We start from the raw sequence: 17,206 nt of genomic DNA, 5'->3' as shown, positions 1-17,206 counted from the left end.
ATCTTTAGGTTAATGGATTATGAAATATATAAAACTACTTAAAATATTGTATTTAGAGTATTAAATATTAAATTTATCTTGGGTTTTTAGGGTAAATTGCAACAATAAAGCATTAAAACTGACTTTATAAGACAGTGTTTTGTCATATAATTGTCATAATTAAATTGAAGAATAAGGGGATTGATCATCCTCTTTATTTGCTTGCATGAATTCAAATCAAAATCCTGTTGATTCAGCACAACCATCGGTTCCTTCTAAGTCGACCAATGTTCATGTGCCAACTCCTAAATATTTTGTCCCAGTCTTTTTAACTGTCATTATTGCAACACTTGTATACATTGGTGTTCAGTTATCTGTGGATTTGGCTCATGTCCCGGCTTTGAGTCTATATACAATTATTCTTTTATCTACAGCGTTATTTATTGCACTTGGATTTGAGTTTGTTAATGGTTTTCATGACACAGCAAATGCTGTAGCCACGGTAATTTACACCAATGCATTGTCTGCACCAGTTGCTGTAATGTGGGCAGGTTTTTGTAACTTCCTTGGTGTAATGGTTGCAAGTGGTGCTGTTGCATACGGTATTATTGCTTTACTTCCAGTAGAACTTATTATGAATGTAGGTTCTGGAGCTGGTTTTGCAATGGTTTTTGCCATGCTTATTTCTGCAATTTTGTGGAATTTAGGTACATGGTTTTTAGGTATTCCAGCATCGAGTTCGCATACTTTAATTGGTTCGATTTTAGGTGTGGGTATCATGAACTACATTTTGCATTCAGGTAGCGGTGCATCAGGTGTAGACATGGAACAGGTGATGAAAGTGGGTAAAGCACTTTTATTCTCTCCTTTGATTGGTTTCGCTTTTGCGGCTTTGTTATTCTTGTTGGTAAAAAAAATCTTCAAGAAACAAATGGAATTATTCCAGCCACCTGAGGGCAATAAGCCACCACCACCACTTATTCGTGCAATTCTTATTTTCACATGTACGGGTGTAAGCTTTGCACATGGTTCAAATGATGGTCAAAAAGGTATGGGTTTAATCATGCTTATTTTGATTGGTTGTGTCCCATTAGCTTACTCATTGAATAAAAATTTAGATCAACAACATCTTCAGTCTTTTGAGCAACTTTCAGCTCAAACAGCATCGGCTATTTATGCAAATCATTCAGATATTCCTGATGAAAAAGCACGTGCTATTATCACAACATATATTCAGACTAAAGAAGTGAATAACCAAGTTGTTCCTGCTTTAGCTAGTCTTACAGATCACTTGGGTGAGCGTGTAGGACATTATGGTGATTTAAAAGATATTCCTGAAAAAGAAGTATCTAGCTTACGTAATGATATGTATTTAAGTACAACAGCGTTTAAAAGATTAGATAAAGCGGAGCTATTACCTACTTTCTCTGAGGAGCAAACTAAAGTTGTAAAAGAATATCGTAGTAATTTAGATTCATTCTTACAATATATTCCAAACTGGGTAAAAGTAGCTGTAGCTTTAGCTTTAGGTCTTGGAACGATGGTTGGCTGGAAACGTATTGTTGTGACGGTTGGTGAGCGTATTGGTAAACAGCACATGACTTATGGTCAGGGTATGTCTGCTGAACTTGTTGCAATGACAACAATTGCAGCTGCAGATGGGTTTGGTATGCCTGTATCAACAACACATGTATTGAACTCTGCTGTAGCAGGTACAATGGTTGCCAACAAGTCAGGTTTGAATTTCAAAATGGTAAAAACAATTTTATCTGCTTGGATCTTTACTTTACCTGCAACGATTTGTTTATCGGGTGTTTTATACTGGTTATTATTAAAAGTATTTTAATTGATTTTAAAATAAAGTTTGAACGGAAAAATGCTGCGATTAATCGCAGCATTTTTTTTGCCTTATTTTTTGATTTTGTTGAAAAGTGTTCCAATAGGAAGCTTATCGTTTGCAAAACCATATAGTGCAGCAAAAGGAAGTGCTGTTCTTGCTAAATAGGCAACTCGCCAAAGTCCACCATGGTTAGCTCCCTCCATCATTAACTCCAAAGGATGATCTAAATTAACTTCTGGGTTAGCTACAGATCTAGGATTACGTAAATCATGAATCCATAAAGCAGCCATAATTGCATTGGTTGTTGCAGGTTCAAATGCTTCAACATCAAACAAACTTGCACCATTAAAAGCAGCTTTCAATAATGGATTCTTTGTGACTGAATGTGTTGTTGTTGATGGGGCAATATTAATACTGACACGTTGACCTTGATGTCTTGCTAAGGTTGCTCGCCATTGTTGAATGCGTTTTGCTAGAGCGTAGTTGGGACCTTGTTCAATCACTAAACAATCTGCAATACCATATTGCTTACCATTGTCGGTAGTATAAAGCTCTGTAGAAATTTCTTTAAAAAAGTGTTTTAAACTAATAGATGACACTGCTTTAGAAAGTGTTTTTTGAAGTTGAGAACGACTGTGAAACTTAGCTGAAGAAGCTTCTACAATTTCTTTAGGAATCGCGTAAACATCCGTTGGTGTACACATAAACATTAAGCTTGTATTGGCTTTATGCTCACTTACAAATTGCATGATTGCATCCATTGCCATAGAAACCCGAACGTGCTTTTCACCATCTAAATATGCAATTGCAGCTAAGTCTAAATGATTAGGGTTTTCAACGAGCCATTGTGCAATTTCAGGTGTTTGCGTTAATAGGTTTGCTCCAAGCTTTGTTTTTAGCTCTTCGATATTTGTATCTGTAGCTAAGCATTTTTCAGATGGTGCATAAAGTGTTGCATTACCACTTTTTATCGTATTTAAAATTTTGCCCCAAACACGCTCGTTGGGTAAGTCTATAGCAACAATATTGGCTTTCCATTTGGACAACCATGTTAATGGCCCAGCTTCAGATGCAGCACCAAACAGAACCATGGTTCGATCAGATAAGTCGAACCATTCAGGATGTGCAATCACATCGCGTAAAGCATTTGCATGACTTGATTCTATAATACCTGTTTCTTCCCACGTTTGAATTTGAGCAAGTAAAGCATTTCCTTGGAGATTCTGACCTTTATAGGGCACATACCATTCAGGATTGTCTGTACTTTCACCTTTAAATATAAAAGTGTTGAGTTTTTGATTTGTCAGTTGCATCACATCGTTAAAGTTATGCTTTTCACCATATCGATAAAAATCAAAAGATTGGTGAGCTTTACTTAGTCCCAATTCAGCAATTTTTATAGGATTATCTGTATTTTTAATACCAGACTCGACCAGTGCTTTAAAATATTCAGGATAAGTTTTACGCCAATTTTTTTCTTGAGTTGCTTGATGTGAAAGTTTTGGATTCACTGTCGAAAGGGCTTCAGCAATAATCTCTCTCCCAGCTTTTGAGGTACTGGGTTTGGTGTTAGGGGCTTGAATAGGGAATTGAAGACCATCTAAAGTTGAGGATGACATTGCAAAATATCTCGATATTAATAAGGTTAAATATACAGATGTATACAATATCCTTGGAGCTTTGATAAACCGTTGGCATTTACTGCCAAAATTCAATCTTATGTTTTAGTTTGTGAAATATAAAAGTGAAAAGAAGCAAGTATTAGAAGAAAGGGTGTTGCAGGTGTAATATGAGATGTCCTCAACGTAATAGTTAAGCTGTAAAGATAAAAAGGATTTTTCATAGATAATTCAGAACGTATTTGAAAAAAATAAATAAAATTTATCTAGTTTCAAATAATTATCATTCAAGGTTGCATTTGGTTGTAATCACGTACAAAAAATATGTATTTATGTAAAAAGTGAATTATGTCACATTTCATTTGTTATAATGCTCATTAATTAATCTATTTTTTTGTTTTTAGAGTTGTAACACATGTCATCTATTTACTTATTTACTTCCAAATCGATGGGATTGCCATCAGGGGTATTTACATCTTTCGATTTGGCTTCGGAGTGGATTCAAAAAAATTATTTAAGCGGTATTTTAACGGAATATCCAGTAGATCAAAGTTGTTATGATTGGGCAATTGAGCGTAAGTTTTTCAAAGAAAAATCTGTAATTGACCGTTCGCCAACATTCATGGAAAAGTTTGTATCTGCATACCAGCAAAATTGGCATTTTGAACATGGTGAAAAACTATGCCATCAAAATATGCGAGATAATGCTTAAATAAGCAAAGAGGTGAGTTTTCATCTCTTTGCTTAGATCTTTAATCATTAGTATTTCACTTCTATTCTAAAATGGAAGATGTGAAAGTTTATTAATGAAGTGTTGAATAATACGAGGTTCTATTATTATTGTCATGATGACGCCATAAGCTGCTCCCCACAAATGGGCGCTATGGTTAATATTGCTGTTGCCTTTTTTCCCTGACCAAATGCTATATCCTACGTATAGAACAGCAAAAATAATGGCAGGAACAGGAATGAAAAATACAAAAATAAGTTTCCACGGTTCAAATAATATATAGGCAAATAAAACAGCAGAAACTGCGCCTGAAGCCCCAAGACTTGCCCAGCGATGATCATTTTTGTGCTGTAAGTAGCTTGGAATAATTGCCGCGATTAATCCACCTAAATAAAAAAGTACAAATCCTAAATCGAATAGATACTGTCTATAAAATGTTTCAATAATGCTCCCAAAGAAAAATAAGGTGAACATGTTGAAAAGTAAGTGCATTCCATCGGCATGTACAAAACCATGAGTAATGAATCGATCATATTGACCTTTTTGCAATGCAGGTGGCCAAAAAATCAAACGATTCATTAAGTTTTGATTTGAAAATGCTAAGAATGAAATGATCACAGTAATAATGATGATCGTTACAGTATGGTTAAAAGGTAAGTCGAGCATAGTTAAATAGAATCAGAATTTATTCTTTGATTGTTCATAATGCCATTAAATGCATCAAAATTTTGAACTTTTATAATTAATCCGACAAATTTAGTTGAATTTTAAAAAATACCCCGCATCTTCAGTTAGAATAGCAACTTCAGCTTGAGGAAATATTGATATGTCGACTGATAACACCAGCACTGCAGTTGCAGAAGAAATTCCAAACTTATTAATTACTCCAACTGCTCAAGAGTATTTAGCGGATTTATTAGCAAAGCAAAATACACCAGGTATTGGTGTGCGTGTGTTTGTGGAAAATCCTGGTACACCACGTGCTGAATGTTGTATGGCTTATAGTGCTCCTGAAGAAGTACTTCCTACAGATTACAAACAAGAATACCCAGATTTTCCTGCATATGTTGATGCTCCATCTATTCCTTATTTATTAGATGCAGTCATTGATTACAACAAAGACCGTTTTGGTGGTCAACTGACGTTCCGTGCACCAAACTCTAAAGTTCCACGTGTGGGACCAGATGCTTCAATGGAAGAACGTATTACTTATATTTTACAGTCTGAAATTAATCCTGGTTTAGAAGGGCATGGTGGTAACTGTGCATTGGTTGAAGTTCTAGATGATGAAGAACATGGTTTAACAGCTGTTCTTAAGTTTGGTGGTGGTTGCCAAGGTTGTTCTGCAATTGATGTAACTTTAAAGCAAGGTGTAGAAACTACGTTAAAACAACATATTCCTGAATTGGCACGTGTTGTCGATCAAACAGACCACAGTCAAGCCGATGGCGCTTACTTTAAATAAGTTTTAAAGTTGTAAAAACCTCCATTTATGGAGGTTTTTTTATATGTGATATTAGATATTCAAATGATAATGATTATTAAAATTGTTTGCATTTATTTATCTTGCAGATACAATACGCTACGAAAAGTTACATATTTTCTCCTCAATTCTATGTGAGTTAACTTTAAATGACGCGTTTATTCATAAAATCAGCATTAGCATTTGCAATATCTACAGTGACCTATTCAGTGGCTTTTGCGAATGATTCAATAAAAAATGAGCAGGGTTTAGCAGTAAGTCAAGAAAATGTAAAACTAGATAAAATTGTTTTAACAGCTGAAGAACAAGCTAAACAGTCACTAGGTGTTTCTATTATTACGGAAAAAGAATTAGAAGAATTACCTGTAGTGAATGATGTGTCCGAATATATACGTCGTATGCCTGGTGTTAACTTAACTGGAAATAGTTCAACAGGTCAGCGCGGGAACAATCGCCAAATTGATATCCGTGGTATGGGACCAGAGAACACTTTAATTCTAATTGATGGTAAACCAGTCAGCTCACGTAACTCTGTACGTTATGGTTGGCGCGGTGAACGTGATAGCCGAGGCGATTCGAACTGGGTTCCTGCTGATGCTATCGAATCTATCGAAGTGATTCGAGGTCCTGCTGCAGCTCGATATGGTTCGGGTGCAATGGGTGGTGTAGTTAATATTAAAACTAAAAAAGTGACGAATGAAGTTCATGGATCAGTTGAAGTATTTACAAACCAACCTGAAAACTCAAAAGAAGGATCAAGCCACAGAGAAAGCTTTAACTTAAGTGGTCCAATTGTTAAAGATGTTTTATCTTATCGTGTATATGGTAATTATAATAAGACAAATCCAGATGCTGCTGATATTAATCCATTAACTATTGGCAGTACGACAGAGAGCGGGGTAACGTATCCTACTTATTCTAGAGCAGGTGGTAGAGAAGGTGTAGAGAATAAAGATATTGCGGCACGCTTAGCTTGGCAAATTAATGAGCAACAAAGCTTAATGTTGGATTTATCTTATGGTCGTCAAGGTAACCGCTTTGCTGGAGATGCTCAAAATAGTAACACTGACGCAACAGGAAATACACCTGGTGCAAGTGCAAGTAGTAATTATGGTCTTATGAGTGAACTGTACGACACTGAGACCAATACGATGTACCGAGATGGTTATGCATTAACGCATGAAGGTAATTGGGATTGGGGAACAACAAAAGTTATTGCACAATATGATAAAACTAAAAATAAACGTTTAACTGAAGGCACAGGCGGAAGCGGTGAGGGCTCAATTAACTCTAAAACAGACCGTCCTGTATCTATTCTAGATTCTTATCGTGTTTTAGCAGAGGCTAATATTCCATTTACGTGGGGTATACCGCAAGTTGTGACCGTTGGTGCAGAATATGTTCGTGATGACTTTACCGATACTGCCAATACTACAGCTGTGCCATTAACTGGAAATAATCCATATACTCCATCATCTGAGAATAGAGGAAAATTAAAAAATACCATTGCATCGGTATTTATTGAAAATAATTTAGAATTAACTGATTCGACAGATGTTGTTGTGGGTCTTCGTTTTGATGACCAAAATAAATCGGGGTCAAATTGGAGTCCTAGTTTAAATATCACGCATCAGCTTAATGATAACTGGTCTGTAAAAGGTGGTATCGCGCGTGCTTATAAAGCACCAAATATGTATCAAAGTGCAGAAGGATACCTATTGAATACGAAAGGAAATGGTTGTCCTCCAAATACTTCTGGAAACTGCTTTCTTGTTGGTAATGGTGATTTAAAACCAGAAACTTCAATTAATAAAGAAATTGGCTTTGAATATCAAAAAGATATTGTTAAAGCGAGCTTAGCTTGGTTCCGTAATGACTATAAAAATAAAATTGTAAGTGGTTGGTTACCTGTCAATACAAATAATAATGCTGTATATGGGAACTTACTAAAATGGGAAAATACGCCTGAGGCATTAATTGAGGGAGTTGAAGGTAGCATTGCATTAGATTGGGGGAATATAACGTGGACGAATAATGTGACGTATATGCATGCTTCAGAAGATAAACGTACGGGCAATCCACTATCCATTGTGCCAAAATATACAATTAACTCGATTTTCCATTATCAAATTACAGATGCTTTAGATACTAACTTTGTATATACGCAATATGGCCGTCAAGAGCCTCGTCAAGTTTCTGATACTAGAAATGCTTTAAGTTCTACAGCAGCAGTGAAAAGCTATGGCTTGGCAGGGATTAACTTTGGTTATAAGTTTAATCAGAATGTTTCTACTCGTATTGGCATTAGTAATTTATTTGATGAGAAAAAAGAGAGAGATAACTCAATTAATCAGACTTATAACGAGCCTGGTCGTGCATATTATGCAAGCTTGAAGTATCAATTTTAATTAAGTCATTTGAAAGTCTAAGATTGAAAAAAACCGCCTTGGCGGTTTTTTTAACTTTAAAAAAGTATAACTAAGATGTAAGGATTGTAAATTTATAAGGAATCCTTGTTAATAATTTGTAAGTAGTAATGATAATTATTTGCATCATTGTTAAGTAAAACTTTAATATTCACCCAGATTTTTACTAGCTAGTCATGATTGGGTAAAGTATATGCATTTAAAGTTTAATAAAACTACATTAACGACAGTTATATTATTGAGTATTAGTGGAGTTGTAAGTGCGGAATCATCAACATTTCAATCGACTGACAACACGGCAAAACTGAAAACCATTGTGGTTTCGGCAAGTGGCTTTGAACAAGATATAAAAAAAGCTGCAGCTTCTATTTCTATTTTATCTCAAGAAGACATCAATAAAAAAGCATATCGTGATGTGACCGATGCTTTAAAAGATGTGCCTGGTGTTGTGGTAACAGGTGGTGGTAGTTCAAGTGATATCAGCATACGTGGTATGGGAAGTGCCTATACTGTAATTATGGTTGATGGCAAAAAAGTAAATACGCGATCAGTACGTCCCAATAGTGATAACTCGGGTATTGAACAAGGTTGGTTACCGGGTATTGAATCTATTGAGCGAATCGAAGTTATTCGAGGACCAATGTCTGGACTTTATGGTTCGGATGCAATGGGGGGCGTCATTAACATCATCACTAAAAAATCGGCAACTGAATGGTCGGGTGCTGTAAAAGTTGATTCGACCATTCAAGAACACGCAGATGCTGGAAATACATATCAAACAAATGCTTATATTTCGGGGCCATTAATTAAAAATTTACTTTCTTTGAAAGCCAATGGTACATATTCGAAGCGTCAAGAAGATGACATTATTGGAGGTTATAAAGAACAAAAAATGCGTGCAGGTGGTGCAACATTAACCTTAACGCCAAATGATCAACATGCGATTGATTTTGAATATCAGCGTTCAATTCAAAACCGAAATGGTACGGTAGGGAAAACCATTGCCAATGTACCGAATAAAAAAGGACAACTTCCAACAGACTCAATCACAGACTATTACCGTACAGAATATAGTATTACTCATAGAGGTGAAGTTGGAAAAGTAAAAACAAATTCATATATTCAACGCGAAGAAAATGAAAATCCTTCACGTCAAATGAAAGCTATAAATACAACATTTAATACAAATAACCAAATTCAATTAGGTTCACATGATTTAAGTTTTGGTGGGATGTATTTAAAAGAAAATTTGGAAGATTTAGGTAATCAACTTGCAGTGAATGGTTCAAAGCTTTCAAAATTAGATCGCTATAGTTGGGCTATATTTGCAGAAGATAACTGGACAATTGTAGATCCATTTGTATTAACAACATCACTTCGTTTGGATAAAGATGAAAAATTTGGGGATCATTTAAGCCCTAAAGTTTATGGTGTATGGACGTTAAATGATGAATGGGTTGTTAAAGGTGGAGTATCGACAGGTTATAAGACACCAGCACTTCGTGCTACAGTCGCTGAGTGGGGGCAAGTGACAGGTGGTGGACAAAGTAATGGTGTAATTGTCGGTAACCCAAATTTAAAACCTGAAAAAAGTATTAACTACGAAGTTTCCGCAAATTGGGATAACAATGCAAATTTAAACGCAGGCTTCACCATTTTTAATAGTGAATTTAAAGATAAGATTACTGAAGTTCGAGTATGTGATGGTGGTTCAGGAAGTGCAGCATGTCCTTGGTTAGGTGAGAATTTTGATTTTGTGAGTCTGCGTGAAAATGTAGACAAAGCCAATATGCGTGGTATAGAAGCAACTTTTGGTTGGAAAATTAATGACGACATTAAGTTAAATGCAAACTATACATTAACGGATACCGAGCAAAAAAGTGGTGTGAATAAAGGTAAGCCACTGAATGAAATGCCAAAGCATATGTTTAATACGACAGTAGATTGGCAAGCAACAGATACTATTGGTGTTTGGGGACGTGTAAATTATCGTAGTAAAATATCGGAATATTTAAGCCGTACGACTATGGCAAAAGGTAAACCTGCGTATGGCATGATGGATGTGGGTTTAAACTATAAACCAACAGATCAAATTCAAGTGAATGCTGGGGTGTATAACTTATTGGATAAGCGTATTGATGTGGAAACTTATGACTATGTACTCGATGGTCGTCGTTACAACATTGGTTTAACTTATAAGTTCTAATTTTACAATGTAAAAGCCTCCAGTTAGGAGGCTTTTTTTATTTTGCTAAAATTTTTTGAGCTTGTTCAGAGTAATAGAATTTCTCTAAGTAAAAACGTGCTCGTATTTTCAAATGTTCTGTGGAAATCATGTGTTGAATAACGGGAGTGAGTAGTTTTTGTAGTTCATTTTGAACTAAGGCTTCGTCAATATTTAAATCTCTTAATAATAAATCGAAAGAGCGTTCTTGGTTGCGTACGTACCAAGCATAAATACCGTCATGAACTTGTTGCTTTAAATAGTCTGTTTGGCGAATGGCATCCCAAATTTCATGTCCCATTTCGACTGTTTTTGGTAAATCTTGCGTCTCAATATAATTTTTTAAAACAGATAATGGTTTATCTTTAATTTTATGCCATAAATTCGCTTGGAAATGATAAAGCTTATTGTCATCGAAATGATGATTTAAAACATGTTCACTCATTTGACTAAGCTTTTGAATATTTTTTTGCAAATAGTGATTTATGGTGTTTTCTAGATTGGAGTCTGTCACTGTTTCTAATACAGACTTTCCGATTTTCATGAAACTTGAAACACCAGGAACATTCTTGACCATTGCAGAATTATCTAAATAATCTTGAATAGAGTGTTGAATAAGTTGTGTCACCATTGCAGAAAATGCTTGGTTGTTAACAATAGTTTTAATTAGGCGTTCTCTATGACCACTTTTACTTGCAACATATTGTGCAATTTTATCTACGGTTAACACAGGAATAACATCTGCAATTTTTGTTGTTTCATTGATAGGGTGTACCAACGCAAAGCGAATGTGTTCAGCAATTTGTTCAATTAAAAATGCACTTGCATGTGTAGCTAAAACTTGTTTTTGAATCAGCTGATTAATTTGTTCAAAAGTCCAAATATCTTGTAGTTTTTGTTTTCTAAACCATTGGTGAAAATGTAAGAACTCATCTTCAGTTGTTTTAGCTTGAGAAAATTCATGTTCTAAAAATTCGAGATGAGCTTCTATGAGTTGCTCAATCATTGGGTTTTTTTGCATAAAAATTCTAAACAGCCTAGTTGAAAGATATTAGTTTATCAGCAAGTGGATTCTTTAGGTTCTGTGTCTTTGAAAGGAATGGTAAATAATATTGAGCAACCAGTTGGTCAGCTTCAATATTAGGCATATGACCAACATTATTTAAAATAATTGGTTTTTCTGCACGCTTTAAAAGGCTCTGTAATTCTGTTGCCACTTCATAATTGATAATCTGATCTTGCTTACCCCACATAATTAAGGTTGGGGCTTCTACATTTCGTGTTAAACGCGCAAAAGTATCGGGTGTATATATACGATTCAGCTTTACAATTTGATCAATGGCTTGATTGGTTTTAGATGATTTTGAAATCAAAATTTGTTCTTGTGCTGTTTTGAGCTCAGAAGGAAATTGTGGTGGAGTCGTCATAAGTTTATGAATGACATTCTCAAAGTCACCTTGTTTATACACAAGTAAATTTTTAAGTGTTTGAGGGTCTTTTGCATAACTTGTATTGGCTTGTTTGTAGATGCCCGCGCTACTGAGTAAAAAAAGACTTTGTGTATCAAACGGATATTGTGATGCATAAACGGTTGCAATTGAGCCACCAAGTGAATGTCCTGCAATATTCAAATCTTTATCAACATCAATTGCTTGTGCAAACTGTCTAAGTTCAGACGTAATATTGGGGATAGATGTGTCAAAACTTTTGGGGAAGGTTGTATCACCATTTGTAGGTAAATCGGGAGCAATGACATGGTAGTAGGGTGTTAAATAGTGTGCGACACGATTCCAATGATCTCGTGTGCCTGCTAAACCATGAATGAGTAAAACCGAAGGTTTAGATATATCACCGCCTTCATTGTACGTCCAAGTAATGTCACCCACTTTTAGGGTTTTTGTTTTAAGCCCTGCTTTTGTGCGTTCTTGTTTTAAATATTTTTGTAGAACGCTAGATTGGTTGTTTTTTGTATCTTTGGGTGTATATGCAGATGTTTGGTGTGAATAAAATATAGTCAAACCAATACAAAGTGCATATCTTAATTTGAATAATCGAGTATTAATCTGTTTCATTTTTGCACCCCATAATTTTAGATCTTAGCAAAATTATTTAAGTATTAGAGTTCTGTTTTGCTGATAAAACTTTATTAAATTAAAGGAATCTCTTTGATTCTATTATAAATATTTAAATCCAACTGTCATCCTTTGTTTTTGTGATATTTGTTATAACTTCTTAGAAAAGTGTGAGAAAAAGCATGAAAACGGTATGTTAATTTAAATGTTCTAAATTATTAAAAAGTATACAGCTATTATTTTTTGCAAGTGACAATCAAAAAACATGAGATTAAACTATAACAACTTAAAAGATCGGTGATAGAAATAATGCTAACAGCAGCAGAAGCTTTAGATCGTTTAAAAAAAGGAAATTTACGTTTCGTCCAAGGTGAAACGAGTCATCCTAAGCTTTTGACACATCAACAACGTGCAGAAATGGCGGGTAGCCAAGAGCCGTTTGCAATTATTTTAGGTTGTTCAGATTCTCGTGTACCTGCTGAAATGGTTTTTGATCAGGGATTGGGAGATCTATTTGTTATTCGTGTTGCTGGCAATATTGTAGCGCCATCTCAAGTAGGTAGTGTTGAGTTTGCTGCAGAGAGTTTTGGTTGTCCAATTGTTGTTGTTTTAGGTCATACGCATTGTGGCGCAATTCATTCAACGATTGAAGCACTTATGAATCCTGAGCAATCATCTTCTGCGAACTTAATGTCGATTGTAAATCGTGTTCGTCCATCTGTTGAAATTTTAATGCAAACAGAATTAAAAGATGATTTAGATAAACTTTCACAACATGCTGTTCGTTCTAATGTTTTTGCATCAGTAAATCAGTTGCGTCATGGTTCGGCTGTACTTGAAAATTTAATTGATCAAGGTAAGTTAAAAGTGGTTGGTGCTGAGTATTCACTAGAAACGGGTGAAGTATCTTTCTACGATTTTTAAGAAAATGATTACTGTGTATTATTCATGGTGAAAAATAAAAGGCGCTTTATAAAGCGCCTTTTATATATGGGTAAGTATTATTTAATAAAATAGGTTGGGCTTTTGCATTGGGATGAATTTGATCTTTTTGCATTAAGTCTTTATGACCAGCAACATCTTTCAAGAAAAAAGGCATCAATTTTACTTTATATTGATTGCTCACAACTTTATAACTGTTTTCAAAAGCGTGTTGATATGCTGTACCATAATTAGGTGGTATTTTCATACCCAATAGAATGACTTTGGCTTTTGATTTTTGGCTTTGTACAACCAATTGAGCTAAATTTTTTTGAATATTTTGAGGGGGCTGTCCGCGTAAACCATCGTTGCCACCAAGTTCTATTACCACAATATCTGGTTTATAAGTAGTCAGTAGTTTTGGTAATCTTGCTAAAGCACCGCTGGTTGTTTCGCCGCTGACACTTACATTGACCACTTTATGTTTTTTGGGATATTGTTGCTCTAAGCGCTTTTTGAGTAAATTTACCCAGCCTTGTTCAGTCTGAATACCATAGCCAGCACTTAAGCTATCTCCAACGATCATAATTGTTTTTGCTGAAATGCATACAGGCAATATGCTAAAACATACAACGAAGATAGACGCCAATATACGATTTATAGAATTGCGATTTTGCATATAGGGACAATATGACCGACTTAACCAATAATAATTCCATCATGCCACAAGCAATTATCTCTGCACAGCAATTGAGCCAAAAGATACAATTAGCACAAAAAGAATTAAAGATTTTTACAGATCTTAATTTTGAAATAAAACAAGGTGAGCAAGTTGCAATAACAGGTCGTTCTGGGTCAGGTAAATCGACATTATTAGGAATTCTAGCGACTTTAGATCAGGCAAGTTCGGGGAAACTTGTTGTATGTGGGGAAGACATTCAGCGTTTGAATGAAGAGCAACGCGCTTTAGTTCGTTTAAAAAATATTGGCTTTGTCTTTCAATCCTTTCAGTTGTTACCACATTTAACAGCGTTAGAAAATGTGATGTTACCTTTACGTTTGCATGCACATTTTAATTATACAGAAGCTGAACATAAAGCATTAACATTATTAAAAAGAGTAGGGTTAGAGCGTCAATCATCACAAACACCTAAAGTTTTATCTGGCGGTGAACAACAGCGTGTTGCAATTGCTCGGGCGTTAATTAGTGAACCAAAATTAATTTTTGCAGATGAGCCTACAGGTAACTTAGATGGTGAAACGGCAAAAGAAATTGAGCAGCTGTTATTTGAGTTGAATCGGGAAATGGGAACAACTTTAGTGCTTGTTACACACGATGTTCAGCTTGCAGAACAATGCCAAAAACATTATGAATTATTGAATGGTCAACTTATAGATCGAACTCAAGGAGCATAATCATGAATGCTCTTTTTCGACCTTTATTTATTCAAAGTTTTAAAAGCTCAGGTATCTATCTCCTTATTATTGCTTTAATTTTAGCAATAAGTGCAACCACAGCCTTAAAGTTTAGTAATGAGCAAATTCAAGATGCAGTTGCCTTGCAAGCAGCTGAAATGCTTGCAGCAGATTTGGTGATTACCGATAACTATCCTATAGAAAATCAATGGCGTGATGAAGCTGAAAAATTGAATTTACAGCAATCTAATGCGACTGTTTTTGGTTCTATGGCTTTTACCAATGATCAATTTGTTATGGTGAATGTGAAAGCAATCGATGATGTCTTTCCATTACGTGGCGAACTAAAAGTCAAAGAGAATGCAGCTAAGCAAATTCAGTCGGGAGAGGTGTGGTTGAGCTCCCGAGCAATGGATTTGCTGAAAGTAAAAGTAGGGGATACGCTGAATATTGCAGATGGGACATTTAAAGTTGGTGCAGAAATTGAACATGATTCGAATCAAGAACTTGGTTTTTCAGCATTTTCACCTACGGTTATTATTTCTCAAGCAGATGTAGCAAAGACCAATGCAATACAAACGGGTAGTCGCATTGAATATCGTTTATTGCTTTCAGGCAATGCAAAAGACACAAAAGCATTTGAGCAGAACTTTAAAGCAATTGTAAAAGATCCTAAAAACACCTCTGGAACAACGTCATCTAGAGTAGATGCTGATGAGCAAAATAGTTTAAAACTTCGTAATGCGAGTGAAGGGAATACTCGCTTAATGAAACCAATTGCAAATTTAGATACTTTTTTACAGTTGGCAAATATTCTTACCATTTTGTTATGTGGTATCGCAATTGCGCTAACAAGTCAGCGCTATGTGCAACAAAACCAAGATCATATTGCTTTGTTACGTTGTATTGGTTCTACCAAAAAGCAAATTTTAACGGCATATTTAAGTTTACTTGCCGTTGTTATTGTTATTTCAATTGTTATTGGAAGTATTGTTGGTTTGGCACTTGGCTATGGTTTATTGCAACTAATGTTGCAGCTTATTCCGCATATTGAATTGCAATTTTCAGCACTAGATATGTTGCTAGGCCCTTTACCTATTGCAATGCTAACAAGTGCTGTTGTGTTATTGGGTTTTGTTGTTCCAAGTTTGATGCAATTACTCAATACACCACCTATTCGTGTGATACGCCAACAAGAAAAATCTGTGAAATCTATGCTTTGGATGTTGCTCACAGGTACTTTAGGTTTAATTGTTTTTAGTGTGGTATTAACTGAAAATCTTATATTAACCTTGTGGGTAATTGGCGCAATTATTGTACTTTGTGCTGTTTTATATGCATGTATTTGGGGTGTCTTAAAGTTCATTCAAACTTTGAAGTGGAAGATTTCTGCTTATGTACGTGTGCCATATCAATCGGCATTTCAAATTACAGCTTTGGCTTTAGGGCTAAGTTTAATTACGGTACTTGCGGTATTAAGAACAGATTTGCTCGATCGTTGGCAACAGCAACTGCCAGAGGGTACACCAAACCAATTTGTATATGGTTTACCTCCTTTTGATATGCCCGAACTGAAAAATCAGTTAGATACTAATCAATGGAAAAGTACACCTTTATATCCCAATATTCGTGGAAGATTGATTGCGAAAAATGATCAACCTTTTGCACAAGAATTAGTAAAACAAAATAATTCGTTGCGTCGTGAACTGAATTTAACGCAATCTGAGCAGTATCCAAAAGACAATAATATTGTGGCAGGAAGTGCAAATTTTACTGCTAAAAATGAAGTATCTGTAGAAGCTAAAACAGCAAACGAACTGGGTATTCATCTTGGTGATAAATTAACATTTAGCTTACCTGAAGGGGTTTTAGAGGCTAAGGTCGTGAATTTAAGATCTGTGGAATGGGAAAGCTTTAGTCCAAACTTTTTCTTTATATTTTCACCTAAAACGATGGATGAAAATGCAGGAAGCTATTTGGGAAGTTTTTATGTACCAGAACAAGATAAACCGAAGCTCATTGCACTTATTCAGCAATTTTCCAATACCGTATTTATTGATATCAGCCTGATTTTAGATGAAGTAAAACGTATTGTGAGCGTGCTTGTTCAAATTATAAGTTTACTTGCTATATTGGTGAGTATTTCAGGTATTTTAGTGCTTGTTGCATGTTTGAATTTGTTGATGGAAGAGCGAAAGCGTGAAGTAGCATTGTTGCGTTCTTTTGGTGGGTCTAAGCAAAAACTTAAGCAAATGATGACTTTTGAAATTGGATTTATGGGCTTTGTTGCAGGTATTGTTGCATGTTTATTCGCAGAAGTGATTAGTGCAATTGCAAGCTATAAAATGGATTTAATGATGCAAATGCATTGGGAAATTTGGTTCATTTTACCTGTCAGTATGACTTTGATTTGTGCATTGATTGGGCGTTATAGATTAAGTTATTTGTCTGAAATACCACCATTACAAAGTTTAAGAGAGATGAATCAGTAAAGAT

13 protein-coding genes are annotated in these 17,206 nt (G+C 35.2%); 8 read left to right on the top strand and 5 right to left on the bottom strand.

Annotated features, from left to right (window positions below; all coding sequences use genetic code 11):
* Window positions 1–205: 205 nt before the first annotated feature.
* Window positions 206–1,825, top strand: a complete 1,620-nt coding sequence (locus tag AC5YDH_RS01150; protein ID WP_496116434.1) for an inorganic phosphate transporter — start codon at window positions 206–208, stop codon at window positions 1,823–1,825.
* A gap of 62 nt (window positions 1,826–1,887) precedes the next feature.
* On the opposite strand, the gene AC5YDH_RS01145 is transcribed toward AC5YDH_RS01150, so the two are convergent.
* Window positions 1,888–3,438, bottom strand: a complete 1,551-nt coding sequence (locus AC5YDH_RS01145) for a hypothetical protein (protein WP_496116433.1) — start codon at window positions 3,436–3,438, stop codon at window positions 1,888–1,890.
* A 415-nt stretch (window positions 3,439–3,853) separates the two neighbouring features.
* Here AC5YDH_RS01145 and AC5YDH_RS01140 point away from each other — a divergent pair, with 415 nt between their 5' ends.
* Window positions 3,854–4,150 (top strand): DUF7710 domain-containing protein, encoded by a 297-nt coding sequence (locus tag AC5YDH_RS01140; protein WP_496116432.1) that lies wholly within the window; start codon window positions 3,854–3,856, stop codon window positions 4,148–4,150.
* Between the two features lie 66 nt (window positions 4,151–4,216).
* Here the strand turns inward: AC5YDH_RS01140 and AC5YDH_RS01135 are convergent, their stop codons facing one another.
* Window positions 4,217–4,834, bottom strand: coding sequence for a rhomboid family intramembrane serine protease (locus tag AC5YDH_RS01135; RefSeq protein ID WP_496116431.1), 618 nt, complete (start codon window positions 4,832–4,834; stop codon window positions 4,217–4,219).
* 160 nt (window positions 4,835–4,994) lie between these two features.
* Between AC5YDH_RS01135 and nfuA the strand changes: the two genes are divergently transcribed.
* From nfuA to AC5YDH_RS01120, 3 genes are all read left to right on the top strand, one after another.
* Entirely contained in the window at window positions 4,995–5,633 is a 639-nt protein-coding gene (gene nfuA, locus AC5YDH_RS01130) for a Fe-S biogenesis protein NfuA (RefSeq protein WP_496116430.1), read from the top strand.
* Window positions 5,634–5,800: 167 nt separating this feature from the next.
* The gene (locus tag AC5YDH_RS01125; RefSeq protein ID WP_496116429.1) at window positions 5,801–8,059 is read left to right on the top strand and encodes a FepA family TonB-dependent siderophore receptor; all 2,259 of its coding nucleotides are present in this window, start codon (window positions 5,801–5,803) and stop codon (window positions 8,057–8,059) included.
* Window positions 8,060–8,270: 211 nt separating this feature from the next.
* Window positions 8,271–10,283, top strand: a complete 2,013-nt coding sequence (locus tag AC5YDH_RS01120; protein ID WP_496116427.1) for a ligand-gated channel protein — start codon at window positions 8,271–8,273, stop codon at window positions 10,281–10,283.
* Window positions 10,284–10,320: 37 nt separating this feature from the next.
* Here the strand turns inward: AC5YDH_RS01120 and AC5YDH_RS01115 are convergent, their stop codons facing one another.
* Together AC5YDH_RS01115 and AC5YDH_RS01110 are read right to left on the bottom strand one after the other, a co-directional pair.
* Complete coding sequence (locus AC5YDH_RS01115) at window positions 10,321–11,322, bottom strand: hypothetical protein (RefSeq protein WP_496116426.1); 1,002 nt, start codon at window positions 11,320–11,322, stop codon at window positions 10,321–10,323.
* A 16-nt stretch (window positions 11,323–11,338) separates the two neighbouring features.
* The gene (locus AC5YDH_RS01110; protein WP_496116425.1) at window positions 11,339–12,373 is read right to left on the bottom strand and encodes an alpha/beta fold hydrolase; all 1,035 of its coding nucleotides are present in this window, start codon (window positions 12,371–12,373) and stop codon (window positions 11,339–11,341) included.
* Between the two features lie 309 nt (window positions 12,374–12,682).
* On the opposite strand from AC5YDH_RS01110, the gene AC5YDH_RS01105 reads away from it, so the two are divergent.
* The gene (locus AC5YDH_RS01105; protein WP_496116424.1) at window positions 12,683–13,297 is read left to right on the top strand and encodes a carbonic anhydrase; all 615 of its coding nucleotides are present in this window, start codon (window positions 12,683–12,685) and stop codon (window positions 13,295–13,297) included.
* 46 nt (window positions 13,298–13,343) lie between these two features.
* On the opposite strand, the gene AC5YDH_RS01100 is transcribed toward AC5YDH_RS01105, so the two are convergent.
* Complete coding sequence (locus AC5YDH_RS01100) at window positions 13,344–13,973, bottom strand: arylesterase (RefSeq protein WP_496116423.1); 630 nt, start codon at window positions 13,971–13,973, stop codon at window positions 13,344–13,346.
* 11 nt (window positions 13,974–13,984) lie between these two features.
* Here AC5YDH_RS01100 and AC5YDH_RS01095 point away from each other — a divergent pair, with 11 nt between their 5' ends.
* Window positions 13,985–14,710: an ABC transporter ATP-binding protein gene (locus AC5YDH_RS01095; protein WP_496116422.1), complete on the top strand. Its 726-nt coding sequence runs from the start codon at window positions 13,985–13,987 to the stop codon at window positions 14,708–14,710.
* Window positions 14,711–14,712: 2 nt separating this feature from the next.
* A complete protein-coding gene (locus AC5YDH_RS01090; protein ID WP_496116421.1) occupies window positions 14,713–17,202 on the top strand; it encodes an ABC transporter permease in 2,490 nt (829 codons plus the stop codon).
* The last annotated feature ends 4 nt before the right edge of the window (window positions 17,203–17,206 follow it).

It is taken from the genome of Acinetobacter sp. FY683 (genome assembly GCF_059515885.1).
The sequence above is the reverse complement of the archived record's forward strand: the minus strand, read 5'-3'. Positions and strand labels throughout refer to the sequence as shown.